The sequence below is a fragment of the Paenibacillus sp. FW126-R14 genome (assembly GCF_058789495.1).
Genome location: NZ_JBYTBS010000001.1, coordinates 285994 through 309227 on the forward strand (window position 1 = coordinate 285994; position 23234 = coordinate 309227).

Annotated in this window: 22 protein-coding genes; 17 read left to right on the forward strand and 5 right to left on the reverse strand. The window is 49.8% G+C overall.

The window, feature by feature from the left end; translation table 11 throughout:
• Positions 1–17 precede the first annotated feature (17 nt).
• From bshA to AC3WRW_RS01125, 9 genes are all read left to right on the forward strand, one after another.
• On the forward strand, positions 18–1190 hold the full coding sequence (gene bshA, locus AC3WRW_RS01085; protein WP_492544144.1) for an N-acetyl-alpha-D-glucosaminyl L-malate synthase BshA: 1173 nt from the start codon (positions 18–20) through the stop codon (positions 1188–1190).
• Between the two features lie 29 nt (positions 1191–1219).
• Positions 1220–2503, forward strand: a complete 1284-nt coding sequence (locus AC3WRW_RS01090; protein WP_492544146.1) for a CCA tRNA nucleotidyltransferase — start codon at positions 1220–1222, stop codon at positions 2501–2503.
• A gap of 44 nt (positions 2504–2547) precedes the next feature.
• Positions 2548–3516, forward strand: a complete 969-nt coding sequence (locus AC3WRW_RS01095) for a biotin--[acetyl-CoA-carboxylase] ligase (protein ID WP_492544148.1) — start codon at positions 2548–2550, stop codon at positions 3514–3516.
• Between the two features lie 257 nt (positions 3517–3773).
• Positions 3774–4628, forward strand: a complete 855-nt coding sequence (panB, locus tag AC3WRW_RS01100) for a 3-methyl-2-oxobutanoate hydroxymethyltransferase (RefSeq protein ID WP_492544150.1) — start codon at positions 3774–3776, stop codon at positions 4626–4628.
• Positions 4629–4655: 27 nt separating this feature from the next.
• On the forward strand, positions 4656–5519 hold the full coding sequence (gene panC / locus AC3WRW_RS01105) for a pantoate--beta-alanine ligase (protein ID WP_492544281.1): 864 nt from the start codon (positions 4656–4658) through the stop codon (positions 5517–5519).
• Between the two features lie 4 nt (positions 5520–5523).
• Entirely contained in the window at positions 5524–5907 is a 384-nt protein-coding gene (gene panD / locus AC3WRW_RS01110) for an aspartate 1-decarboxylase (RefSeq protein ID WP_492544152.1), read from the forward strand.
• Between the two features lie 79 nt (positions 5908–5986).
• Positions 5987–6580: a tetratricopeptide repeat protein gene (locus AC3WRW_RS01115; protein WP_492544154.1), complete on the forward strand. Its 594-nt coding sequence runs from the start codon at positions 5987–5989 to the stop codon at positions 6578–6580.
• An 89-nt stretch (positions 6581–6669) separates the two neighbouring features.
• The gene (gene dinG / locus AC3WRW_RS01120; protein ID WP_492544156.1) at positions 6670–9531 is read left to right on the forward strand and encodes an ATP-dependent DNA helicase DinG; all 2862 of its coding nucleotides are present in this window, start codon (positions 6670–6672) and stop codon (positions 9529–9531) included.
• Positions 9528–10148, forward strand: a complete 621-nt coding sequence (locus tag AC3WRW_RS01125) for a redox-sensing transcriptional repressor Rex (RefSeq protein ID WP_492544158.1) — start codon at positions 9528–9530, stop codon at positions 10146–10148. Before dinG ends, AC3WRW_RS01125 begins: the two co-directional genes overlap by 4 nt.
• Positions 10149–10216: 68 nt before the next feature.
• Here the strand turns inward: AC3WRW_RS01125 and AC3WRW_RS01130 are convergent, their stop codons facing one another.
• A complete protein-coding gene (locus AC3WRW_RS01130; protein ID WP_492544160.1) occupies positions 10217–11218 on the reverse strand; it encodes an inorganic phosphate transporter in 1002 nt (333 codons plus the stop codon).
• A gap of 64 nt (positions 11219–11282) precedes the next feature.
• Positions 11283–11909, reverse strand: coding sequence for a DUF47 domain-containing protein (locus AC3WRW_RS01135; protein ID WP_492544162.1), 627 nt, complete (start codon positions 11907–11909; stop codon positions 11283–11285).
• Positions 11910–12153: 244 nt separating this feature from the next.
• Between AC3WRW_RS01135 and AC3WRW_RS01140 the strand changes: the two genes are divergently transcribed.
• The 8 genes from AC3WRW_RS01140 to AC3WRW_RS01175 all read left to right on the forward strand — a co-directional run bounded on the left by AC3WRW_RS01140 (position 12154) and on the right by AC3WRW_RS01175 (position 20582).
• Positions 12154–13449 carry an amidohydrolase gene (locus tag AC3WRW_RS01140; protein WP_492544164.1) on the forward strand — a complete coding sequence of 432 codons (1296 nt, stop codon included), beginning with the start codon at positions 12154–12156 and terminating at the stop codon, positions 13447–13449.
• 40 nt (positions 13450–13489) lie between these two features.
• Positions 13490–13984, forward strand: a complete 495-nt coding sequence (locus AC3WRW_RS01145; RefSeq protein ID WP_492544166.1) for a cell wall elongation regulator TseB-like domain-containing protein — start codon at positions 13490–13492, stop codon at positions 13982–13984.
• A gap of 116 nt (positions 13985–14100) precedes the next feature.
• A complete protein-coding gene (locus AC3WRW_RS01150; RefSeq protein WP_492544168.1) occupies positions 14101–14631 on the forward strand; it encodes a hypothetical protein in 531 nt (176 codons plus the stop codon).
• On the forward strand, positions 14624–16132 hold the full coding sequence (locus AC3WRW_RS01155) for an AAA family ATPase (protein ID WP_492544170.1): 1509 nt from the start codon (positions 14624–14626) through the stop codon (positions 16130–16132). The genes AC3WRW_RS01150 and AC3WRW_RS01155 overlap by 8 nt, the downstream gene beginning before the upstream one ends.
• Positions 16133–16391: 259 nt before the next feature.
• Positions 16392–17264: a 3-hydroxyacyl-CoA dehydrogenase family protein gene (locus tag AC3WRW_RS01160; RefSeq protein WP_492544171.1), complete on the forward strand. Its 873-nt coding sequence runs from the start codon at positions 16392–16394 to the stop codon at positions 17262–17264.
• Entirely contained in the window at positions 17261–18469 is a 1209-nt protein-coding gene (locus tag AC3WRW_RS01165) for an acetate/propionate family kinase (RefSeq protein WP_492544173.1), read from the forward strand. Before AC3WRW_RS01160 ends, AC3WRW_RS01165 begins: the two co-directional genes overlap by 4 nt.
• A gap of 102 nt (positions 18470–18571) precedes the next feature.
• On the forward strand, positions 18572–19861 hold the full coding sequence (asnS, locus tag AC3WRW_RS01170; protein ID WP_492544175.1) for an asparagine--tRNA ligase: 1290 nt from the start codon (positions 18572–18574) through the stop codon (positions 19859–19861).
• A 40-nt stretch (positions 19862–19901) separates the two neighbouring features.
• The gene (locus AC3WRW_RS01175) at positions 19902–20582 is read left to right on the forward strand and encodes a DnaD domain-containing protein (RefSeq protein ID WP_492544177.1); all 681 of its coding nucleotides are present in this window, start codon (positions 19902–19904) and stop codon (positions 20580–20582) included.
• 71 nt (positions 20583–20653) lie between these two features.
• Here AC3WRW_RS01175 and mtnB read toward each other — a convergent pair whose 3' ends face one another.
• Genes mtnB through AC3WRW_RS01190 form a run of 3 tightly spaced genes read right to left on the reverse strand, consistent with a single transcriptional unit; the run spans position 20654 to position 23213 of the window.
• The gene (gene mtnB, locus AC3WRW_RS01180) at positions 20654–21289 is read right to left on the reverse strand and encodes a methylthioribulose 1-phosphate dehydratase (RefSeq protein ID WP_492544179.1); all 636 of its coding nucleotides are present in this window, start codon (positions 21287–21289) and stop codon (positions 20654–20656) included.
• Positions 21286–21948 carry a 2-hydroxy-3-keto-5-methylthiopentenyl-1-phosphate phosphatase gene (locus AC3WRW_RS01185; protein ID WP_492544181.1) on the reverse strand — a complete coding sequence of 221 codons (663 nt, stop codon included), beginning with the start codon at positions 21946–21948 and terminating at the stop codon, positions 21286–21288. The genes mtnB and AC3WRW_RS01185 overlap by 4 nt, the downstream gene beginning before the upstream one ends.
• On the reverse strand, positions 21945–23213 hold the full coding sequence (locus AC3WRW_RS01190; RefSeq protein WP_492544183.1) for a 2,3-diketo-5-methylthiopentyl-1-phosphate enolase: 1269 nt from the start codon (positions 23211–23213) through the stop codon (positions 21945–21947). Before AC3WRW_RS01190 ends, AC3WRW_RS01185 begins: the two co-directional genes overlap by 4 nt.
• Positions 23214–23234: the final 21 nt, after the last annotated feature.

The following is a 23234-nucleotide window of genomic DNA, read 5'->3' on the forward strand; positions in this document are numbered from 1 at the left end:
GGGAAAAGAGGTGCAAGATGAGCGACAAACTTAAAATTGGTATTACTTGTTATCCAACGCTAGGCGGTTCAGGCGTCGTTGCGACGGAACTCGGCAAGCTGCTCGCCGAAAAAGGGCATGAAGTTCACTTTATTACCCACAGCATGCCGTTTCGTTTGGGTAAATTTCATAAAAATATTTTTTATCATGAAGTGGAAGTCAGTCAGTATTATGTTTTCCGCTACCCGCCATACGATCTGTCTCTTGCAAGCAAGCTTGCTCAGGTAGCCAAGATGGAAGAGCTGGATTTGCTTCATGTTCATTACGCAATTCCGCATGCGGTATGTGCGCTTCTCGCCAAACAGATGGTCGGGAGTAAATTAAAGGTAGTCACTACGCTTCATGGAACGGATATCACGGTGCTTGGCCAAGATCAGTCCATTTCGGACTTGATTCGCTACGCGATTAATGAAAGCGACGCGGTTACGGCCGTTTCGAAGGATTTAATTAAGGAAACAAGGGAATCACTGGATATAGACCGTGATATTGATTTGACGTATAACTTTGTCGATAAACGGGTGTACTACCCGCGGGATATTACGAAGCTCAGAGGCGAATTCGCAAGGCCGGAAGAGAAGATTCTTATCCATATTTCCAACTTCAGACCGGTCAAACGAGTCCAAGATGTCGTCGATATTTTTGCTAAGGTAAGCAAGCGGATTCCATCACGGCTTTTGTTTGTCGGGGAAGGTCCCGATTTGTCTAAAATGATTGCGAAGGTCAAGGAGCTTGGCCTTATGGATAAGGTTACGTTCTGCGGCAAGCAGGATGACGTCTCGCAGGTGATTTCGCTGGCGGATGTCATGCTGCTGCCTTCCGAGAAAGAGAGCTTCGGGCTCGTTGCGCTGGAAGCGATGGCGTGCGGCGTACCGACCATTGGTTCTAACGCAGGAGGAATTCCCGAGTTGATTACTCATGGGGAAACCGGATATTTAGCCGACGTAGGCGACACGGACGCAATGGCCGAGCATGCGGTAAACCTGCTAAGCAATCAAGTGCTGTACGAACAAGTGGTGCAAAATTGCTTGGACCGTGCCAGATACACGTTCTGCAATGACATTACAACGATGCAATATGAAGAAATTTATTATCGCGTACTTGGAAGAGAGCTTCCGGAATCACATCGCATCACAGCTTCAACCTGTCAATAAGAGGGTTCAGGCTGGTTAGGAGAAACATGTTGGATGCAGGAAAAATATTAGCAGAAGATCGAGGCGCTTCTTACGTGCTGGCAAAGCTTACGGAGGCAGGCTATGAAGCCTATCTTGTAGGCGGCTGCGTGCGTGATGCCGTGCTGGACAGACCGATTAAAGACATCGATATCGCGACTTCAGCCTTGCCGGAGCAGGTTATCGCCTGTTTCCCGCGGACGGCGCCGACGGGTCTGCAGCATGGGACCGTCACCGTCATCCTCCAGCAGGGGACGTATGAAGTAACGACGTTCCGCAAAGAGGCGGAGTACGAAGGTTTCCGCCGCCCGGCTTCGGTCGCCTATATCTCCGACTTGACGGAGGATCTGAAGCGGCGCGATTTTACGATGAACGCGATGGCGATGGACGGCGCGGGCGTTGTCGTCGATCCTTTTGCCGGGCAAAAGGATCTCGCCTTAGGCGTTCTCCGCTGCGTAGGCAAAGCGGAAGAGCGGTTCGGCGAAGATGCGCTGCGCATGCTTCGCTGCATTCGCTTTGCCTCGACCTACGATTTGCAGGTCGAGGAGAGCACTTGGCAGGCGCTGCTCGCGCAAGCACCGCTGCTTCGCCACATCGCCATGGAGCGCGTGCGCAGCGAGCTCCAGCGCATGATCGACGGCCCGGCCCCTGCGCGGGCCGTACGGCTGCTCTTGGCGAGCCGCCTGACGGCGCACCTCAAAAAGCAGCTGCCGCTGCCTTTTGAGCGCTGGCTCGCCTGGGATGACGCGCTGGACGCTGTCAGCGCGCTGGAAGAGCAGCATGACCGCTGGGCGATGCTGCTGCTGCTCCTGGAGGTGCCGGCGGACATCGTCCGCACGGCGCTCCAGGAGCTGACCTTCTCCCGCGCCGACGGCGACGCGGTATGGGCTGTGCTGGCCCTGCGCGAAGCGGTGGCCGTCTCGCAGCCAGACCCGGCTGCCCTGGAGCGGGTCTGGAAGCTTGGCGCGGTGCGCCGCGGCGAAGCTGCGGCCCGCGCCTTGCTGCGGCTGCTGCGCGCGCTGCAGCCTTGCAGCGGTCAGCGCGGCGAGCTCGCGCTGTTTCTGGACGCAGCGGCGCCGGAGCTGGTGCGCCGCGGGGAAGCGTGGCTGGGCGAGATTCCGTGCTTCAGCCTCAAGCATCTCGCCATATCCGGCAAGGATTTGGCGTCGGAGCTCGGCTTGCCGCCGGGCCCGCAGATGGGCAAGCTGCTGGAGCATTTGCTTGAACGAACAGCGCTCGGGGAATTGCCGAACGAGCGGGAAATTCTTCTACAGGCCGCGCGTGCTGCGAAGTAGCAGCGCGCGTGGTTTTTTCATCATAGTTAATTGGAGTGAACAAGATGAATGAGCGGATTTTAGAGCTTTTCCAACAATCTCCGGAGGCTTACGTTTCCGGTGAAGAAATCAGCCGCAGATTGAATGTGAGCCGCACGGCCATATGGAAGCACATCGAAGAGCTTCGCGGGGCAGGCTATGAATTTGAAGCCGCTCCGCGCAAAGGCTACAGGCTGGTGAGCAAGCCGGATAAATGGCAGGTGACCGAACTGCTGCAGGGCTTGAGAACGAAGGTGTTGGGGCAGAAGGTGCATATATACGGGGAAGTCGATTCCACCCAGACGATCGCCCATGCGCTCGTCGCTTCAGGGGCTCCTGAAGGCACGTTAGTGCTTGCCGAGGCACAGACAGCCGGGCGGGGCCGAATGGGCCGTGCGTGGCATTCTCCGGCCGGGAAAGGCATATGGATGAGTCTGGTGCTGACGCCGAGACTACCTGTTCATTTCTTGCCGCAGCTTACGTTGTTATGCGCTGTCGCCCTGTGCCGGTCGATCCAGAAGGTGTGCCAAGTGGAAATAGGCATCAAATGGCCGAACGATCTGCTGATCAAAGGGAAGAAGATCAGCGGCATTTTGCTCGAAAGCAGCGGTGAAGATGAACGCTTAAAGTATATTATTGCGGGAATCGGCATCAGTGTGAATCTGAAGGTAGAGGATTATCCGGAGGAACTGAGGAAGGTTGCCACTTCACTGGCCATTGAATCGGGGACGGAAATCAAGAGAGAGACTTTGGTACAAGCATTTCTCCTAGAATTCGAAGAGCTGTATGCATTGTATTTGGAAAAAGGGTTTTCACCGATCCGGCTGCTATGGGAAGCTTTAAGCGTAACCCTCAAACGTCCTATCCGCACGCATTCGCCAAACGGCGTCATTGAAGGCTTTGCAGATTCCTTGGATGATACAGGCGCGCTGACGGTAATTACCGAGAGCGGGGAGAAAATCAAAGTCTATTCCGGCGATATCGAACTGCGCTGAAAATTTTAGGTATCATTTGGAATCTCTATTTGGTATAATTGAATAGCGAGGCGGTATCCTTAAAGGAACTGCACTTGCTGCTATACAAGCGCAGTAACAGGTTTGAATGTAGCCGAATAACGCGTAAACAAGATGTTGGATTCTGCTCTGAGCCTTATGGGACCGAGACAGAAGGATCATTGGATTCTTTCTGCATGCGATCCTTTTAGCTCTTAGCTAAAAGGTTTTTTTATTTTAGACGGGAAGCTGGGATACGAATGGAAAAGAGAAAGCCGCTTACAACAGCCAAAATGAGAAAAATGAAGCAGGACGGCGTACCGATTACGATGGTAACCGCTTATGATTATCCGTCCGCCCGATTGTCGGAGGAAGCTGGCATTGATGTGATTCTCGTCGGCGATTCACTGGGGAACGTTGTGCTCGGATATGATTCGACCTTGCCGGTGACGCTGGATGATATGGTCTATCATACGCGGGCCGCGGTACGCGGAGCTTCCCATACGTTTATTGTGGCGGATATGCCGTTTTTGACGTATCATGGGAGCCTGGATACAACGCTTAAAGGTGTCGCCCGGTTGATGCAAGAGGGCGGGGCCAAAGCGGTGAAGCTCGAAGGCGGGGCGGAGATAGCGGCAACGGTCAAAGCGATCACAGAGGCTGGCGTTCCCGTTGTCGGACATCTCGGTCTTACGCCGCAATCGGTTCACCAGCTTGGCGGATTCCGCGTGCAAGGCCGCAGCTCGGAGCAAGCGGAGAAGCTGCTGAGCGATGCGAAAGCCATCGAGGCAGCGGGAGCATTCGCCATTGTTCTGGAGCTGGTTACGGACGAACTGGCCGAATGGATCACCAAACAGCTGTCGATTCCGACCATCGGCATCGGCTCGGGGGTTAATTGCGACGGGCAAGTGCTTGTCTACCATGATCTGCTGCAGTATGGTTCTGACAGTGCTCCCAGAAAGTTTGTTAAAAGTTACGCGAATATCGGGGAAACTATTCGAGCAGGCATTGGCGAATATGTGAAAGAAGTGAAAGCGCGGACGTTCCCCGCCCCTGAAAATACGTTTCATATGGATAACGATGTAGTTCAATACTTGTACGGCGATAAGGAGTAGTGAGCGGCCATGAAAGCGATCCAAACAATGGAAGTGATTCATTCAATTGCCGATTTGCGTTCTCGCATTAGCGAATACCGACGTAAAAATGATGGATCCGTAGGTTTTGTGCCTACAATGGGCTATCTGCATGAAGGCCATGCCAGCTTGCTGCGCAAGGCCAGGTCTCAAAGCGGGCTTGTTGTGTTGAGTATTTTTGTCAATCCGCTTCAGTTTGGTCCCGGAGAGGATTTTGAGCGGTATCCGCGGAATACGGAAAGAGACCTTGAGGTAGCGGAGGCAGCCGGCACCGATCTTGTTTTCATGCCATCCGTCAGTGAAATGTATCCGGCACCGACCCGGACAACCGTTAGTGTGACGGGACTTACATCAAATCTTTGCGGAGCGTCGCGTCCCGGACATTTTGACGGCGTTGCGACAGTAGTCAGCAAGTTGTTTCATATCGTGCAGCCGGATCAAGCGTTCTTCGGACTCAAAGACGCTCAGCAGGTTGCCGTGATCGAGCAGATGGTCCAGGATCTTAATCTTGCCGTCGAAATCGTACCTTGTCCTACACTGCGTGAAAAGGACGGCCTCGCCATGAGTTCACGCAATGTGTACTTAACGGAGGAAGAGCGGAAACAAGCGTTGGTTCTTTCGCAATCTTTGGAACTAGCCAAGGAATTCGTGCGGAATAGATCCAGCTTCGCGGCGGGCGAGTTGGAGAGCCTGGTCAGGAGTCATATTGCCACAGCGCCACTAGCGGTCATTGATTATGCAGAGGTACTTGCCTATCCGGCCTTAGAGCCTTTTGAAAGCAGCACTCATACCGATTCTGTTATTATTGCTCTAGCCGTTAAATTCGGCAAAACCCGGCTAATCGACAATGCTATTATACAATTGAGGAAGTGAAGTTATGTTTCGCACGATGATGAAAGCCAAGATTCACCGCGCTACCGTAACGGAAGCGAATTTGAACTATATCGGGAGCATCACGATTGACGAGGATTTGCTCGATCTAGTCGATATGCTGCCGAATGAGAAAGTGCAAATTGTGAATAACAACAATGGAGCGCGTCTGGAAACCTACATTATTCCCGGGCCCCGCGGAACCGGAGTGATCTGTTTGAACGGCGCGGCGGCGCGTCTGGTTCAGACCGGAGATACCGTCATTATTATGTCGTATGCCATGATGACCGACGAAGAAGCGAAGAAGCATCAACCGACCGTTGCGATCATGGATGCGAACAATAAAGTAGCCCAGCTGTTGAAAGCGGAGGAGCATTCCACCATCATTTAAGCTCGTGATTTCCATGCATGAAATCGGCTCTGTTTACAAAGAATGAGGATAAGCTTTCGAAGCAAAGGTGGGATGCCAAATGTTTAAGCATTTATTTTCCACAATGAACGAGGTTTTGGAAGAAATCCAAAAAGAATATCCGAATAGTGATGTGGAGAAAAAGGCGGAGCTTGACGAGCAGCTGCAGGTGTTGAAGACGATGAGCGATGAGTTCATCGAGGCATGGCTGCTTTTTGAGGAGAAACTGGGAAAGTTTTATGGGGCCGTGCCGATCAGCACCCAAACCCTTCATAAGGAACTGATGGATCTCGATTTGTCCGGGAAGCAAACGGATGAATTCGTCCGCGGGCAAGGGTACTACAAGCTTTATATGTACGATCAGGCGATCAAAGAATTCGAAACGTTGATTCGGAGGCAGCCGGATTTCTTGTTGGCCAGAGTGTATTTGGCGATGGGACATTTGCGCAAAGGGGAGTTTGGAGAAGCGTACCAGCACTTCAAATTCCTCCTGCCCTTAACGGACAATTCAAAGATGAAGGCCATTTCCTACAACGCCATGGGTTGTATTCAAGTTCAAAATCACAATATGGAAAAAGCGTTTGAATATTTTCAAAAAGCGTATCATACCGACCCGTCATGTATGGAGCCGCTCATTAATCTGGACGAATCGTAAACCAAAGTGACGAACTAGGTATTCCCTTTTCCTAAGAAGATTTGGTATGCTAGGAGAAGTGCAGGACGAAGGGATTGAAGATACACGTCATGAAATTTGCAGTTTTAGATTTTGAAACGACAGGAAGTCAGCCTGCGGATGAAATCATCCAGGTTGGACTGGTCATTATAGATCAATTTCAAATTATCGACAGGTATACTTCTCTGGTCAAGCCAGGGATCGGTATACCTTCTTCCATTACAACGCTTACGGGCATTACGGACGACATGGTGGCGGACGCGCCAACGCTGGATCAAGTGATGTCGGATATGTTTCCGCTGTTGTTTGACTGCGTGCTTGTCGCCCACCATGCCGCTTTTGACCTCTCCTTTTTGCAAAAGGGGCTGACGAAAACCGGCTATCCGCCATTTTCCGGCCGGGTGCTCGACACGATGGATATGCTGCGCATCTTGTTTCCGTCCATTTCCAGTCTTCAACTGAGCATGGTAGCCGGTCTATTCGGGATCGATCATGAAAGGCCCCATCAAGCCGATAGCGACGCGGAAGTGACAGCAGAAATCTGGATTGTTTGTTTGGAAAGGCTGCTAGGCCTGCCATTGCTTACCGTTCAGAGATTGCAGCATATTTACGAGAACAGCTCCAGTGACTTAGGCTGGTTTTTGGAAGAAATATGTCTATACAAAGAATCGATAACGAGCGTCGATACGGAAGCCCATCGCTATTTCCGCCAATTTACGCTGAATGTCACGGATTGGGGAGATGAGGATGAGATTCGCTCGGCTTCGCATGAAGACGGGTTAGGGCCATCTTTTAAACATTTCCAACAGGGCTTAAAAACGGCGCTTCAACAAAAGTTTGAGATTTTTGAAGAACGTGAGTCCCAAGAGCAAATGATCTATGAAGTGGAGAAGTCCCTGGAGAACGATCAGCATTTGATGATTGAGGCGGGGACGGGCACGGGCAAATCGCTTGGTTATTTGATTCCGGCCCTCTACTATGGCATCAAGTATGAGAAGAAAGTGGTTGTTTCCACGCACACCATCAATTTGCAGGAACAGCTCAGAGAGCGGGATATTCCGCTGCTCAAGGAGATTTTCCCTGTGCCGTTCAAAGCCGCGGTGCTCAAAGGAAGAAGCCATTACTTATGCTTGCGTAAATTTGAGACGAAGCTGACAACGCGGGATTACGAGAATGGCAAGGAAGATCCGTTAACGGCCGCTCAAATGGTCGTATGGCTCAGCGAGACGGAGCATGGAGATGAAGAAGAGCTGCATTTTGGGAATAAAGGCGCTCAGTTCTGGTATTCGGTTGCCAGCGATACGGACTCCTGTTTAAACCGCATGTGCCCGTGGTACAAAAAATGCTTCTATCATCGCGCCCGTAACGACGCCAATACGGCTGATGTGGTCATTACGAACCATTCTCTCTTGTTCACGGATATGAAAGCGGAGAACCGCCTTCTGCCGGCTTACAAACACCTTGTCATCGATGAGGCGCATCATTTTGAGGAAGTAGCCTCCAAACATTTGGGGATTGAGCTGCATTCATCGGCGATGTACCACTCGCTAACTTGGCTCTATAAAGATAATCGGAGCGGTCAACTGCCGATGCTGCGGTTTCGGCTGCAGAAAGCGGATGAGCAGCAGGAACGCGCAGCGGCTTGGAGCCATACGATTGACGGCCTCTTTCCCAAAATCGTGCAGATGAAAGAGGACTGGGAACGGTTAAGCGAATCGCTTTATGAGCTGCTTTCTTCCAAAAGCGATCCGTCGCAAACGGAGAATTCCACTTATGTTTTACGTATGAAGCCGGAAACTTTGCCTTCCAATTGGCATGAGCTGTTGACGATGGAAGAGAATATTTATTTGAATGCCAATGACCTGCTTCGCACGCTGGATAAGTTATTGAGCGATGTGAAGGAGCATCAGGAGGTTTTTGGCGTTCAAGGTTTAGTGACGGACCTTAACGGAACGGTGAAAGAGCTCTATGAGCATCGGGATGCGCTGCACTTCTTTATGATGAGGGCGGATGAAGGCTATGTGTACTGGATGGAAGCGGGGACCTACGCCAAAGCGAAATCGCTGCAGCTCATCTCGGTACCAACCGATGTGAGCGGCTTGCTTCAGCAGCATTTCTTCGAGACCAAAGACAGCATCATCATGACCTCAGCGACTTTGTCCGTGAACAAATCGTTCCAGTATTCCGCTGATCAATTGGGGCTGGTTATCCCGGAGGACGAAGAGAGCGGCAAGCTCAAAACGGTCCAGCTGCCTTCTCCGTTCAACTACCGGGAGCAAGCCCTGGTGGTCATCCCTCGGGATTTCCCTACGATTAAAGGCGCGGGCGATCCCGTCTTCATCGCATCGCTGATAGAGTCGCTCAGCGATGTGGCCATCGTGACCAAAGGCCGGATGCTCATTTTGTTTACCTCGAACCGGATGCTTAAGCAGATTTATGCCGGCATGAAGGATTACTTGAAGCCGTACGGCATCACGGTTCTCGGTCAAGGCGTAGACAGCGGCAACCGCAGCAAGCTGACCCGCATGTTCCAGGACAACAAAATGTGCGTCCTGCTGGGCACGAGCTCATTCTGGGAAGGGGTAGACATTCCAGGTGATGCGCTAAGCTGTCTGGCGATTATCCGCTTGCCGTTCCAACCGCCGAATCATCCGCTCGTCGAGGCCAAATGTGAAAATATTAAAAAACGCAACGAAAACCCGTTTATGAAATTTTCGGTGCCGCAGGCGGTCATTCGCTTTAAACAAGGCTTTGGCCGGTTAGTCCGACGCGCTTCGGATAAAGGCATTGTGATCATTTACGATACGCGCGTGATTGAAACCTTCTACGGTAAGCATTTCCTCTATTCGCTGCCCGGGCCCAAAATCGAGCATATGAAAACGGAACAAATGCTGCCAAGGATTGAGCAGTGGATGGGGGAGGCTCAGAAATGAAATCACAAAAAATATCGGAGGCTGTTGTTCGCAGGCTGCCCATTTATCTACGTTTTCTAAATGAGCTTGCTATGAAAAATGTCGCAACGGTGTCTTCGCAGGATTTGGGTCAAAAGCTTGATCTGAATCCTGCGCAGATTCGGAAGGATTTGGCCTATTTCGGGGAGTTCGGGAAGAAAGGCATCGGCTATGATATCGCCTATTTGATCGAGAAGATCAGACAGATTCTGAAGTTGGACCGGCATATTCAAGTTGCTCTTGTCGGAGCGGGCAATCTTGGCCGCGCGTTATGCAATTATAATACGTATTTGCGAAACGATATGAAGATTGTCGCTGTTTTTGATGCTATGCCGAGTAAAACGGGAGAGACCATCAATAATTTGACGGTTCAACCCATGAGCGGGATGAAAGTTGTCTTATCGGAGCTGGGCGTGCGGATCGGCATCATTACGGTACCTGCGGACGAAGCTCAAAATGTGGCCAATCAGTTCGTAGATTGCGGCATTGAGGCTATTCTGAATTTCGCGCCTGTCATCATCAAGGTTCCGTCTGAAGTTCGCGTACACTATGCAGACTTTACAACGGAGCTTCAAAGTTTAGCTTATTATTTGGATTAATGCCCATGTATGCACAAAGAGGGTTTCCCGCAAGTCATGAAAATGACTGGGAAAACCCTCTTTCTTTTTTAGAAAATAAGTCTGAAGATAAGGAAGTATAGCGTATATGCAAGCGCGATAGAGATCGGAATCGTAATGACCCAAGTAATCAGCATGCGGCTTACGGTACCCCATTGTACTTCATGGAAGCGCATGACACTGCCTGTCCCGATAATCGAGGAGGAGATAACGTGCGTTGTTGATAAAGGTTTACCGATATGAGTCGAGAATTGAATGACGAGCGACGATGTCAGATCGGATGCGAAACCGTTAATCGGTTCGATTTTTACGATTTTTCCGGAAACGGTTTTAATGATTTTCCATCCGCCGATCGAGGTTCCAAGTCCCATTGCCAAGGCAGCGGAAATTTTTACCCAAAGCGGCACGTTCAGATCCGTTTGCACACCGGCTGCTACCAGACCAAACACGATAATTCCCATTGCTTTCTGTGCGTCATTACCGCCGTGCGAGTAAGAAAGCAGTCCGGCAGAGATGATCTGCAATGTTCTGAAAACGCGGTTAAGCTTCGATCTCGATTTATTTCCTGACCAAATGACGATGTACTTGATCAAAAACATAATGACGTAACCGAGTGCGAAAGCAATGATCGGTGACAGAATCAAAATGATAATGATTTGCGTGAAGCCGCTCCAGTTCACTGCGTTCACGCCGGCTCCGGCGATAACCGCACCGGCGAGAGCGCCGAGCAGTGTATGAGAGGAGGAAGAAGGAATGGCCAGATACCATGTTAGCAAGTTCCAAATAATGGCTGCCAGCAGGGCGGCGATCACGATTTCAACGCCGTTCTCAATTTTAGCCGGGTTGGCAATGCTACCTCCCACGGTTTTGGCAACTTTCGAGGACACCATCGCCCCGACAAAATTAAGAGTGGCTGCCATCGCAATGGCTACCCGCGGGCTAAGAGCGCGCGTAGAAATCGAAGTCGCAATGGCATTGGCTGTATCGTGAAATCCATTAATGAAATCAAAGAGCAAGGCTAGTACAACAATTATGATCAAATAAGTTAACATGATTTCCTCCTAAGAGCTTTCCACTCAAAAAACAATCTTTCTCGTGCGCATGAACCGCACAGCCCTATGAATAACGAAGTACAACGCTGTCTAGGATATTGGCTACGTCTTCGCAAGCGTCTGTTGTTTCTTCCAAGCGCTCGTAGATTTCTTTCAGTTTGAAGTCCTCGTAGGGGTCTTTGCGAGTGATGAAAATTTGGCGGATTCCTTCGCGCATCAAGCGGTCGCCATCATTTTCGAGGGAGTTAATTGCAACGGTGTGCTCGGGAATTTGCATATATTTTTTCTTCGCGAGCAGTTTGAACGCGTCCAGCATATGTTGGCACGAATCGACAATGACAGCCGAGAATTCTCTCATGTACGTATCTGTGTGGGAGACGTTTAAATAGTCAAAACGGGCAATGGTGGCTTCGATTCCATCCGTGACATCATCCACTTTGGAGGCAAGAATCATGATGTCCTCGCGATCGATCGGCGTAATGAAAACTTTATTCAACCCTTTGAAAATTTCGTGGGTAATGGAGTCGCCGGCATGTTCTAAATCGTGGATCGATTTAATGTAGTCTACTGGCGGTTTGTCACCCATCATCGCCGTGCGAAACAGCTGAGCGGTTTGAAGTGCGTTCTCTGCTGCGCGGATAAGCAGCTGCAAGAAATCGACTTCATTTTTTTTTGTGAATAATGTGGTCATAATAGCCTCCTAGTTTTTACTATATGTACAAGATTTTGATCGAATTTTCGAGAGAATTGGACCAATTTGTAGAAAAAACTCACGAAATTAAAAATATCATAATAATTGGACCGAAAGCAACCAAAATTCCGTGACATTTTACAATTTCTTAACATTGGATGCTTCCTTGATTTTACAAGCCTGAAGATGTAAAGTTTATTAAGCGGCATTTAACTTAGAATGAGCATAGAGAGGGTATTTTAGTATGAAAAAAACATTAATTACGAATGGCCATTTTATTTCTACTATTGAAGGAAAATCATGGATTAAAGGCTCTATGGTTATAGAAGGCGATCTTATTACATATATCGGCGAACAAATGCCAGAGCCAAAGGAAAACTACGACGAAGTTATCGACGGGACGAACAAGCTTTATATGCCTGGACTCGTCAATACGCACGGTCACGCGGCGATGTCGCTGCTCAGAGGATATGGGGACGATTTAGCGCTCCAGATCTGGTTGGAACAGAAAATGTGGCCGATGGAAGCGAAATTTAGCGCTATGGATGTAAAATGGGGCACTAGTCTTTCTATTTTGGAAATGATGAAAGGCGGAACTACGACCTTTGTTGATATGTACGATCATATGAACGAAGTGGCGAAAGCTGTCGAAGAGTCGGGAATGCGCGGCGTTCTTGCGCGCGGCGTTATCGGTTTATGCCCGCCCGATGTACAGACGGCCAAACTGAAAGACGCTTCTGAGTTTGCAAAAACTTGGCACGGTGCTGCGAATGGCAGAATCACGACGATGATGTCTCCTCATGCGCCTTACACATGTCCTCCGGATTATATTGAACGAATCGTTCAAGCCGCCCATGATTTGAATTTGCCGATTCATATTCATATGTCTGAGACAAGCCGCGAGGTACAAGGCAATGTGGATCAATACGGTTTGCGTCCGGTTGCCCATTTAGAGAAGATCGGTGTGTTCAGCAGACCGACGCTCGTAGCGCACGGCGTTCATTTAACGGATGAAGAGATCGCTGTACTCAAACAGTACGACGTTCGCGTCTCTCATAATCCGGGAAGCAATCTTAAACTGGCCAGCGGCGTAGCCCGCGTACCGGAACTGCTTCGCGCCGGCGTGAAGGTATCGCTTGGCACAGACGGCGCAGCTTCCAACAACAATTTGGATATGTTCGAAGAAATGAGACTTGCGGCATTGATTCACAAAGGTGTGTCCGGTGATCCGCTCGCTGTACCGGCTGCAGAAGCTCTTATGCTGGGAACGAGCATGGGAGCGGAATCCGTCTGGTTGAATAACGTAGGGCTGCTGCAGCCGGGAATGAAAGCCGACTTTATCGCACTGGATATCGATCAGCCGCATTTCCTGCCAAAAACAGATTTCGTTTCTCACGTTGTTTACTCCGCATGTGCCAAGGATGTTGTTGATGTTTGTGTCGATGGCAACTGGCTTGTTCGCAAAGGCGAATGCTTGACGATGGATGAAGAAAAAATTAAACGCGAGTTTGAGCTGTGCTTCGACAAATTAATTGGTTAAGCAGGTGCCGGCAGTTTGTCCAAGGAGGTGAGCGGTGCTTATGAATGCGAAGCGAACGAGAATTATAGCTTTTGGGGTATTTATTATTGTGACGCTCGGTGTCGTGCTCAGCCGCTTCTACTTAAACGTGCAGAATGAACATTGGGACAGCAAGCGCACCGCGGTAGAAACCGCATTTGAGAAAAGCATCATGACGAAAGCTGTTAAAGTGGATTTCTTCTATGGCGAAGAGCCGGTTCGTATCGTTTATGGGGAAGATAAGCTTGGTCAAGGCTTGATCGTATGGGTTTCCGATAAGGATGTGCATTCGGAAATGGCTTCTGAAAATTTCACGGAAGATCAAGTACGGGATGTGTTGATGAAGAAAAATCCGGATGCGGAGATTGAACGGATCATGCCTGGCAAACTCGGTCAGGAGTATGTGTGGGAAGTTTTTTATAAAAAAATAAATGATAGCGGCACAAGATATTTTTATGATTATTATAAATTCAAAGATGGATCGTATATCGATACGTGGAGACTCAGCCTGCAATAGGCTGAGTTTTTTCTTGTTTCCACTCATTTCATAAGGTTAATGGTTATATCGCGTGATATACTCTGTATATGGAATCGGACGCAACATAATATATCGAGAAAGGGGGACGTTGACTGATGAAGCTACGTCTCTTACCTGTTGTACTCAGTGTAATTATTTCCGCCGGTGTCTTATTTGGAGGCTGGTTTGCATATACAAGTTTTGCCATGGAATCTCCCTTATCGGATATCATTAGCAAAGTTCCCGGAGTGACCAGTTCAACCATGAAATTAGACAAAGATAAAGTGGATATAGATGTTGTTCTAAAAGCGGATGCTAATTTAAGAACGGTTGTTGAACGTATTAACAAAGACGGCGCATCGATTATCGGTAAGCGTACCGTTAATATTCATGTCAAAGACAATCCGTCCGCGAAGCTGGATGAGTGGTGGTCCAAAGCTTTATTCGAAGTTGCCCAAGCCATGGAGACCAAGCACTATGCGGACATTCCGGCAACACTGCAAAAATATGCCGCTGATATGCCGAATATGAAAGTGGAAAGTGAAATGGATCAAACGTACGTATATATTCGATTGACAGATGGTGATGCAACCAAATTCATCATGCTTCCTAGAACTTCCCAGATAGGAGTGTGGCCGAATGAGTAAAATATATAAAGAAATCGGGATTGGCTTTATCCCCGTACTGCTTATTTTCTTAGCATTCTTAGGCGTGAATGTGATCCCTGTCTTGTTTGTTGGCGTAATTGGCGTTTCGTTGTTTTATATGATCCGAAGCCGCGGCGGAGTAGGCATCTCTGCCGGCGGAGGCGGCGACCGTAAAATCAAGAACCGGGCGCCGGCTTTTCTGACGTTTGACGAGATTGGCGGGCAGGACCGGGCCAAGAAGGAATTGACGGAAGCACTTGATTTTTTGATTAAGCATGAAGAAATTAAGAAGCTGGGCATTCGCCCGCTCAAAGGGATATTGCTTACCGGACCTCCGGGAACGGGCAAGACGCTAATGGCGAAAGCAGCCGCGCACTATACGAATTCGGTGTACTTAGCTGCTTCAGGCAGTGAGTTTGTAGAGATGTACGTAGGCGTCGGTGCGAGCCGTATCCGTGATCTCTTCAAGGAAGCAAGAACCCGCGCGGTTAAAGAAGGTAAAGACAACGCGATTATTTTCATCGATGAGATTGATGTGATCGGCGGTAAGCGGGATGGCGGTCAGCAGCGCGAATACGACCAAACGCTTAACCAATTGTTAACCGAGATGGACGGCATTCACACGAACGATGCGCCGCGTATTTTGATTATGGCTGCAACGAACCGGAAGGAAATGCTGGATAGCGCGCTTCTGCGTCCTGGACGTTTTGACCGTCATATTGAAGTGGACCTGCCGGATAAGAAAGGCCGATTGTCGATTCTGGATATTCATGTGAAAAATAAACCGTTAGCAGACGAAGTTTCCTTGGATGTGATCGCCGAACAAACTTTCGGGTTCTCCGGCGCTCAGTTGGAAGGTGTGTTGAATGAAGCGGCTATCTATGCGATGCGTGAGGATAAAAAAGTCATCGAGCAGCATCATTTGGCGTCTGCGATCGATAAAATCATGATGGGCGAGCGGACAGATAAGGAAACCGCGCAGGATGAGAAGGAGCGGGTTGCTTATCACGAGCTGGGGCACGCGATCGTTGCCGAGCTTGTACGTCCGGGCTCCGTGTCGCAAGTAACGGTAAGTCCGCGCGGGAAAGCGCTCGGCTATGTGCGCCATAACCCGCCGAAGGATCATTATTTGTATACGAAGGATTATATCGAGCAGCAAATTATGATCGCATTAGGCGGCGCCGCGGCAGAAGAAATTTTCTATGGCGGACGCAGCACGGGCTCGCGGAACGATTTCGAGCAAGCCCTATCCATGGTCCGCAACATGATGGACTCTGGCTTAACATCGCTTGGCATCATTGACCGTGAGATGGTCACGAAGGATCAGCTGATGAAAGAGAATACGATCATTCTCGATGCTTTGATGATGCGCACCAAGGCGCTGCTGGAGCAGCAGCGGGGCGTGTTCGACCATTCCTTCGCGATTTTGATGAAAGAAGAAGTGATTTCCGGCGATACGTTCCGAAAGCTGTTTGATGCATCAGTTTCCCAAAGTGCATAAAAGGGTAGGGGGTGTCTTGAAAGGTCAGGAATGGCCTGAGGGATAGCCCCTTTAAGTTCGTTCTGGAAGAAAGGCGGAGTTCTCTTTTCTTATCACAATTGTGTCAAAGCTCGTAAAGGTTCCGCAATGTTTTGTGACTGTTAATGAAATTTGACAGTAAAAATTGTATGATAGGTGTGGGCTTCCAAGGTTGCATCCAAAGCTGCAAGGCGCTCTGGCTGCGAAAGATAAGAATGAGCCTTAAGAAGGAGAAATGGGCATGGTTTTCAAAACGATTGGTGTTGTCGGCGGCGGCACAATGGGACAAGGCATATCTGAAATGCTTGCAGCCCGGGGGCTGGAGGTATTGTTGGTCGAGAAATCGGCAGAGAAGCTTGACCGCGCCTTAGAGCAGATTCAGGTTAGCTTAGATAAACAAATCGAACGATGGGCTTTGACGGAAGCGGAGAAAAAGCTTATTTTAGCCAAAATAAAGAAAGCGGATTCTCTCCAAGACATGGCTTCTTGCGATATGGTGATAGAAACAATCACGGAAGATTTGAATGCAAAAAAACACGTCTTTTTTCAATTAAATCAAATTTGCAATCCATCTATCATTTTAGCATCCAATACATCTACGCTCAGCGTGACCGAGATTGCAGCTGTAACAACGAATCCTCAGCGGGTTATCGGACTTCACTTCTTGCACCCGGTTGCAAAAGTGGATCTCGTCGAGATTATCCGTGCGATGAAAACGTCGGATGAAACTTTCGAGAAAACGAAACGATTTGTGGATGAGTTGATTCTAAAGAAGGGCATTAAAGTCAATGAATCGCCGGGTTTTATTACGACAAGACTCATCTGTACGCTGATCAATGAAGCTTTGCACACGCTGTCAGAGGGCGTGGCTTCTGCGGAAGATATCGATAACGCGATGCGCATCGGCTATGACTTCAAATATGGGCCGCTAGAAATGTGCGACCGCTTCGGTTTGGATGCCGTGCATGATGCGCTCGAAGGAATGTTCCGCGATTATGGAGATATTAAGTACCGGCCGTCATTTCTGTTGAAGAAAATGGTGCGTGCCGGTCATTTGGGTGCCAAAACAGGAGAGGGCTTTTTCCTTTACGATAAGGATGGTGACCGTTTATGAATATTCTCGTCATTAATGCGGGGAGCTCGTCCCTGAAATATCAGCTTTTTCAAATGGAAGATGAGACGGTTCTGGCGAAGGGCAGAGTCGAGCGGATCGGGATGGAAACCGCTATTTTGGTGCATGAACCGAAAGGTAAAAGTGAGGTTCACGAGGTCAGCGAAATTTTGGAGCATACGACTGCGATCCGCAAAGTATTGGCGCTGCTCGTTCATCCCGAGCACGGCGTGCTCGCGTCAACGGCAGAGATCAACGCTGTCGGCCACCGCGTCGTGCATGGCGGTGAAAGCTTCAAAAACTCCGTCCTCGTGAACCACGAGGTGAAGCAGGAGATCAAGCGGCTGTTCGATTTGGCGCCGCTGCACAATCCGGCGCATATGCTTGGCATTTTGGCGGTGGAGGCGAACATGCCGGACGTGCCGCAGGCCGTTGTATTCGACACGGCCTTCCATCAGTCCATGCCGGCGCAAGCTTACCTCTATCCGGTGCCGATGGTGCTGTACCGGAAGCACAAAGTGCGCCGCTACGGTTTTCACGGCACTTCGCACAACTATGTGAGCGAACGCGCCGCAGCCTTCCTGGGCCGCCCGCTGGGGGAGCTGAAGCTCATTACCTGTCATATCGGTAACGGAGCTTCCTGCGCCGCCATCTTGGGCGGCAAGTCGGTGGATACGAGCATGGGGATGACCCCGCTCGAGGGTCTGATGATGGGGACGCGCAGCGGCGATCTCGATCCCGCCATCGTGCCTTATGCGATGGGCAAGGAGGATTTGACGCTGGGCGAGATCTCCTCGATGCTCAACAAGCATAGCGGGCTGCAAGCGATCTCGGGCATCTCCAGCGATATGCGGGAGATCACGGAAGCGATGGAGGCGGGGGACAAGAACGCCCACCTTGCTTTCGAGATGTACGAATATCGCCTGCGCAAATATATCGGGGCTTACGCGGCGGCCATGAATGGCGTCGATGCGATTGTATTTACAGCCGGCGTCGGCGAGAATTCGGAACTGCTGCGCAAAAGAGTTTGCGAACACCTGACTTACCTTGGGGTGGAGTTCGACGAGGCGGCAAACCGCATTGGGAGAGGGCAGGAACGGCGCATTTCAACCGCAAGCTCCAACGTGCAAGTGCTGGTCATCCCAACGAATGAAGAATGGGTAATCGCCAGAGACACCTATCAATTAGTTCAGTCTGCCCAAGACTGAATCTTTGCTCAAAATAGTGTACAATAGAAAAGCGCCGGAGATTTCCGGTCATCGTAGCTGTAAGAAAGTTCGTACGAAAACTCAAGGAGGTACTTAACAAATATGAAATGTACGATAGGTGAAGTAAAACATCATGTCGGCGAGTCAGTGACAATTGGCTGTTGGCTAAACAAGAAACGGTCCAGCGGTAAAATTCAATTTTTACAACTTAGAGACGGTTCAGGATATATACAAGGTGTTGTCGTAAAAAGCGAAGTAAGCGAGGATGTTTGGGATGCAGCTTCCAAGCTGACACAAGAAAGCTCACTGTACATAACCGGCAAAGTGAAAGAGGATACTCGCAGCAAAGGCGGTTTCGAGCTTGATGTGACCGGCGTAGAAATCATTCAAATCACCGAAGAATATCCGATTACACCGAAGGAGCATGGCGTTGATTTCTTGATGGATAACCGCCATCTGTGGATTCGCAGTCCGCGCCAACGCGCTGTACTTGTTATTCGCGCCCAAATTATTCAAGCGGTTCAGCAATTTTTCAACGAGCGCGGCTTCCATTTGGTGGATCCGCCGATTCTAACGCCTTCTTCTTGTGAAGGAACGACGAATTTGTTCCACACCAAATATTTCGATGAGGATGCCTTCCTGACGCAAAGCGGTCAGCTGTATATGGAAGCGGCTGCGATGGCGCTTGGACGCGTGTACTCTTTCGGTCCTACGTTCCGTGCGGAAAAATCGAAAACGAGAAGACATCTCATTGAGTTCTGGATGATCGAACCGGAAATGGCGTTCGTCGACCATGCTGAGAACTTAGAGGTACAAGAGCAATTCGTCTCCAATATCGTTCAGACTGTGCTTCAAAACTGTGCGCAAGAGCTGGAGACCCTGGAGCGTGACACATCCAAGCTTGAGAAAATCAAAGGCTCCTTCCCGCGAATTACGTACGATCAAGCGGTTGAGTTCTTGCAAAAGAACGGCCATGAATTCGAGTGGGGCGAAGATTTCGGAGCGCCGCATGAGACAGCGATTGCTGCCGAATATGAAACGCCTGTGTTCATTACGCATTGGCCGACGGAGATTAAAGCTTTCTATATGAAACCGGATCCTAGCCGCCCTGAAGTTGTGCTTTGCGCGGATATGATTGCGCCTGAGGGCTATGGTGAAATTATTGGCGGCAGTCAGCGGATCGACGATCCGGAGTTAATGGAACAGCGTTTCAAAGAGCATGAGCTGTCCAAAGAAGCTTACCAATGGTATCTCGACCTGCGGAAATACGGGTCTGTGCCGCATTCCGGTTTCGGTCTTGGCCTAGAGAGAACCGTTGCTTGGATTTGCGGTCTGGATCACGTTCGCGAAACGATTCCGTTCCCGCGCTTGCTCTACCGTCTATATCCGTAATCGATTTATCAACCAAAGGTAGAAAGAGAAAGGAGACCGGATGAGTAAACCGTTCATTACACAGCAGCAAATTGAAGCGGTCCTGTTGACCAGCATCCAGGAAGGCAGTGTCGCGGTACCGCTTCTTCTGCTGAAAAACTATCGTGCCCTTCAGTTAAGCGAAATCGAGGTTATGACGTTAATCCATCTCATTTCCTTTCTGGAAAAGGAAAAGTACGATTTTCCAACCACCGATGAGATTCAATCCCGCATGTCGGCAGCACCGGATTTGGTTATTGCCGGCTTGCAGAAATTGATTCACGAGCAGTTCATCACAATTGATGAAGAGATTGACGTGCTGTCTGGAATTCGCAGCGAGCGTTACAATCTTACACCGTTATACCGAAAGCTGGCCAAGCAGGCAGCCGAACAGGAGATAGCGAAATTATCGGCTGTCCGTACGCCTATGCAGGCTGACGAGGGTGCCAGAAATATTTTCACCACGTTCGAGAAAGAGTTCGCCCGCCCGTTGACTCCGATGGAGCTGGAAACGATCAGCGGTTGGCTGGACAAGGATCAATATAAGGAAGATCTCATACTGACGGCACTGAAGGAAGCAGTCTTTGCCGGCAAGGTGCATTTCCGATATATTGACCGCATTCTGCTGGAATGGAGCCGCAATCGGGTCGGCACCGTGGATCAAGCGAAGGAATATTCGCAGCGCTTTAGGCAATCGAGATAAACGAAGAGGCTGTCCCTCTGGTCGCTATAGACCTTTGGAGACAGCCTTTTTGGCATATTCAAGCATAATGCTTATTTGTTTAGCAGATGAGAACGGTACACGTATTCAAAAAGGAATTCGAAAGCTTCCAAATGACGCTTCGCTTCAAAAGCATTCGCGCCCCACGCATAAATACCGTGCTTGCGAAGCACGATGCCGGGAATCCGCGGAATTATGGCGCCTTCCACAAGCTCGGCGATACGCGGGATTTCCGCATAGTTCGGCAAAATCGGAATCTCGATTTGAGCTTCCTCATCCCAAATATTGAACGCCTTAATTAGCTCAACGCCATCAACCGGAATACTTTTGCGTTCCCAGTACAGCTCGGACACCAGATTATTGAAAATCGTATGCACATGAAAAATAGCGCCGGCGCCGGTCAATCGGTAGATCTCGCTATGGATTAGCGTTTCAGCCGACGGCTTCAGGCTGGTGGCTTCTGTAGCCACGCCTTTCTCATTCACAAGCAGGAAATCTTCCGGCGTTTGCACGGATTTATCTTTGCCGCTTGACGTGATGGCGAAAGTGAATTGCTCAGGATCAAAGCCGCCTACGCGTACGGATAAATTGCCGCTGGTCGCAGGGAACCAGCCTCTTGCCGCCAGATTGGCTTTAATGTCGCGCAGCTCGGCAAAAGCGCGTTGTTTCTCTTCCAGTAAAATGCTCATACTACAGGTTCAGCCTCCAATTGCTTCATAATATCGAAGAAGTTATCGAACGGGTAATACGCGTATCCCAGCTTCTCGCACATCTCGACAAGGTGGGACCGTGCGAAAATCGTATCAACCAGCTTAGCTCCTTCGAAATCCGTAATGCTGTCTCCGATGATGATCCGCTCATACCGATTGGCATCATAGGAGCGAATAATGCTCGTTTTGCACATGCCGCAGTCCGTTTGACAATGCTCATCGCATTTGTTCGGCCACAAAATTTCAATAACGCTGCCTTCGAAAGAAGAGGCGTTGCAGTAGATGTTCTCATGCGGAATCGGGAAAGGCTTTAGCAGCGGGTAAATAAAGAAATCGATGCCTCCGCTGGTGATCAAAAGCTTGATGTTTTGCTCTTTGCAGTAATCGACAAAGGGTTTGAAGCCATCGCGGATCACCGCATTGCCGATGGCGTATTCCACAATCTCATCCTTGCGCGAAGTTGGCAGGAGGGCGAACATCTCGCCTACGCCTTGACGAATGGAAATGCGTTTATCCAAAATGCGTTCCACAATCGCGTCCCATCCAGCCGGGTTAAAATGCTTCATGATCGCCACGATGTTATCATTTACGGTAATGGTACCGTCAAAATCGCAAAAGATGATGCGTTCCTTGCTCATTCTCTAATCCCCCAAGTATCAATAGCTGTTTGCAGTTCTGGATGGTTTTGGGCGTAGTCGCGAAGCTGAATGCCTTGCAGCGTTGCATCGATCGCTTGCCGGAATGCACGTCCTCCGGCAATTGTGCCTAACGGATGGCCATGAATGCCTCCGCCTGCATTCACGATGACGTCATGCCCGAAATCTCTCAGGATGAGAGGCACGAGACCAGGATGAATCCCGGCTGACGGCACAGGGAAGGAAGCGGCAAGCTTCAAATGCGCATCTGCCGAAGCATTATAGCTGTAGTCGTTATGCAGATCGTTAGTTAGCAGCACATGCTTGATCGCTAAGTTTTCTTCTCTTGGCATGACCACGGAACCGTAAGGAGAAGGGAACAGCACCAGATCGGCTCCGGCTAACCGCATCAATTTGCCAAGCAGCACAGAAGGGGAGATCCCGTAGTGCGGCGATGGATACGTGGCGCCAGCCATAGCCGGGTGCGCCATGATCGGTATGGTAATCTCAGGATCAGCGCTAAGCTCATGAAGCACATCGAAACCGTACGCTAACACATTGAACAATAAGGCGTTTGCTCCTGCACGGATCGCTTTTTTGGCCTGCGCCGCGAGCTTCGAAGTAGGGCCGGTCAAATTAACGGCGTAAAGCAGTTTTTGACCGGTTTCTTTGGAAGCTTGCTCGGCGGCTTCCATGCAAATCTCAATCCGCTTCTCGAGCGGAGTCAGCGGGTTTTCGAATAAGATTTCATCGTCTTTAATCAGATCGACGCCGCCTGCCGCTTGCAAATAAAATTGCTCGCGCAGTGCCGGCAGTTCATATCCGACAACCGATTTGAAGATGCTCATCAGCAGAGGGCGGTCATGGACGCCGAGAATGTCGCGCACGCCCTGCATGCCGAACTTCGGACCGGAGAATCCGGACAAGAAATCGGTTGAGAACTTTAAGTCAATGAGCTTAATTTTGCCGTCCATCGACAGCTTGCCGAATACGGTAACTAACAGTGCAGGAATGTCTCTGCTGAAATTAACGTCCGGATAAGCGATCGTGATATCGGCATAGCGGCTTGATGCGGGCTCCCCAGGGCCGGGCTCGTGAACCTCAACGGAAACCACTTTGCCCAGATGCTTCTCCATTTGCGCTTTTTGCGCTTCCGGCAGCTCCGTCCAGGAGCCTACGGTCAGACCGACAGCAATGCCCGTCGCTTTTTTATGAAAATCGGCTTTCTCATCGAAACTCCGATATGTGGCTAAACAATATGCACTCATCGAAAACATTCACCTGCTTTA

Coding starts and splice junctions, on each gene's coding strand:
- AC3WRW_RS01155 (WP_492544170.1), top strand. CDS start 14,624: ATGAGTAAAATATATAAAGAAATCGGGATTGGCTTTATCCCCGTACTG.
- asnS (WP_492544175.1), top strand. CDS start 18,572: ATGAAATGTACGATAGGTGAAGTAAAACATCATGTCGGCGAGTCAGTG.
- AC3WRW_RS01115 (WP_492544154.1), top strand. CDS start 5,987: ATGTTTAAGCATTTATTTTCCACAATGAACGAGGTTTTGGAAGAAATC.
- mtnB (WP_492544179.1), bottom strand. CDS start 21,289: ATGAGCATTTTACTGGAAGAGAAACAACGCGCTTTTGCCGAGCTGCGC.
- panD (WP_492544152.1), top strand. CDS start 5,524: ATGTTTCGCACGATGATGAAAGCCAAGATTCACCGCGCTACCGTAACG.
- panC (WP_492544281.1), top strand. CDS start 4,656: ATGGAAGTGATTCATTCAATTGCCGATTTGCGTTCTCGCATTAGCGAA.
- AC3WRW_RS01160 (WP_492544171.1), top strand. CDS start 16,392: ATGGTTTTCAAAACGATTGGTGTTGTCGGCGGCGGCACAATGGGACAA.
- AC3WRW_RS01095 (WP_492544148.1), top strand. CDS start 2,548: ATGAATGAGCGGATTTTAGAGCTTTTCCAACAATCTCCGGAGGCTTAC.
- panB (WP_492544150.1), top strand. CDS start 3,774: ATGGAAAAGAGAAAGCCGCTTACAACAGCCAAAATGAGAAAAATGAAG.
- AC3WRW_RS01145 (WP_492544166.1), top strand. CDS start 13,490: ATGAATGCGAAGCGAACGAGAATTATAGCTTTTGGGGTATTTATTATT.
- AC3WRW_RS01175 (WP_492544177.1), top strand. CDS start 19,902: ATGAGTAAACCGTTCATTACACAGCAGCAAATTGAAGCGGTCCTGTTG.
- AC3WRW_RS01165 (WP_492544173.1), top strand. CDS start 17,261: ATGAATATTCTCGTCATTAATGCGGGGAGCTCGTCCCTGAAATATCAG.
- AC3WRW_RS01135 (WP_492544162.1), bottom strand. CDS start 11,909: ATGACCACATTATTCACAAAAAAAAATGAAGTCGATTTCTTGCAGCTG.
- AC3WRW_RS01150 (WP_492544168.1), top strand. CDS start 14,101: ATGAAGCTACGTCTCTTACCTGTTGTACTCAGTGTAATTATTTCCGCC.
- AC3WRW_RS01125 (WP_492544158.1), top strand. CDS start 9,528: ATGAAATCACAAAAAATATCGGAGGCTGTTGTTCGCAGGCTGCCCATT.
- AC3WRW_RS01130 (WP_492544160.1), bottom strand. CDS start 11,218: ATGTTAACTTATTTGATCATAATTGTTGTACTAGCCTTGCTCTTTGAT.
- dinG (WP_492544156.1), top strand. CDS start 6,670: ATGAAATTTGCAGTTTTAGATTTTGAAACGACAGGAAGTCAGCCTGCG.
- bshA (WP_492544144.1), top strand. CDS start 18: ATGAGCGACAAACTTAAAATTGGTATTACTTGTTATCCAACGCTAGGC.
- AC3WRW_RS01185 (WP_492544181.1), bottom strand. CDS start 21,948: ATGAGCAAGGAACGCATCATCTTTTGCGATTTTGACGGTACCATTACC.
- AC3WRW_RS01190 (WP_492544183.1), bottom strand. CDS start 23,213: ATGAGTGCATATTGTTTAGCCACATATCGGAGTTTCGATGAGAAAGCC.
- AC3WRW_RS01140 (WP_492544164.1), top strand. CDS start 12,154: ATGAAAAAAACATTAATTACGAATGGCCATTTTATTTCTACTATTGAA.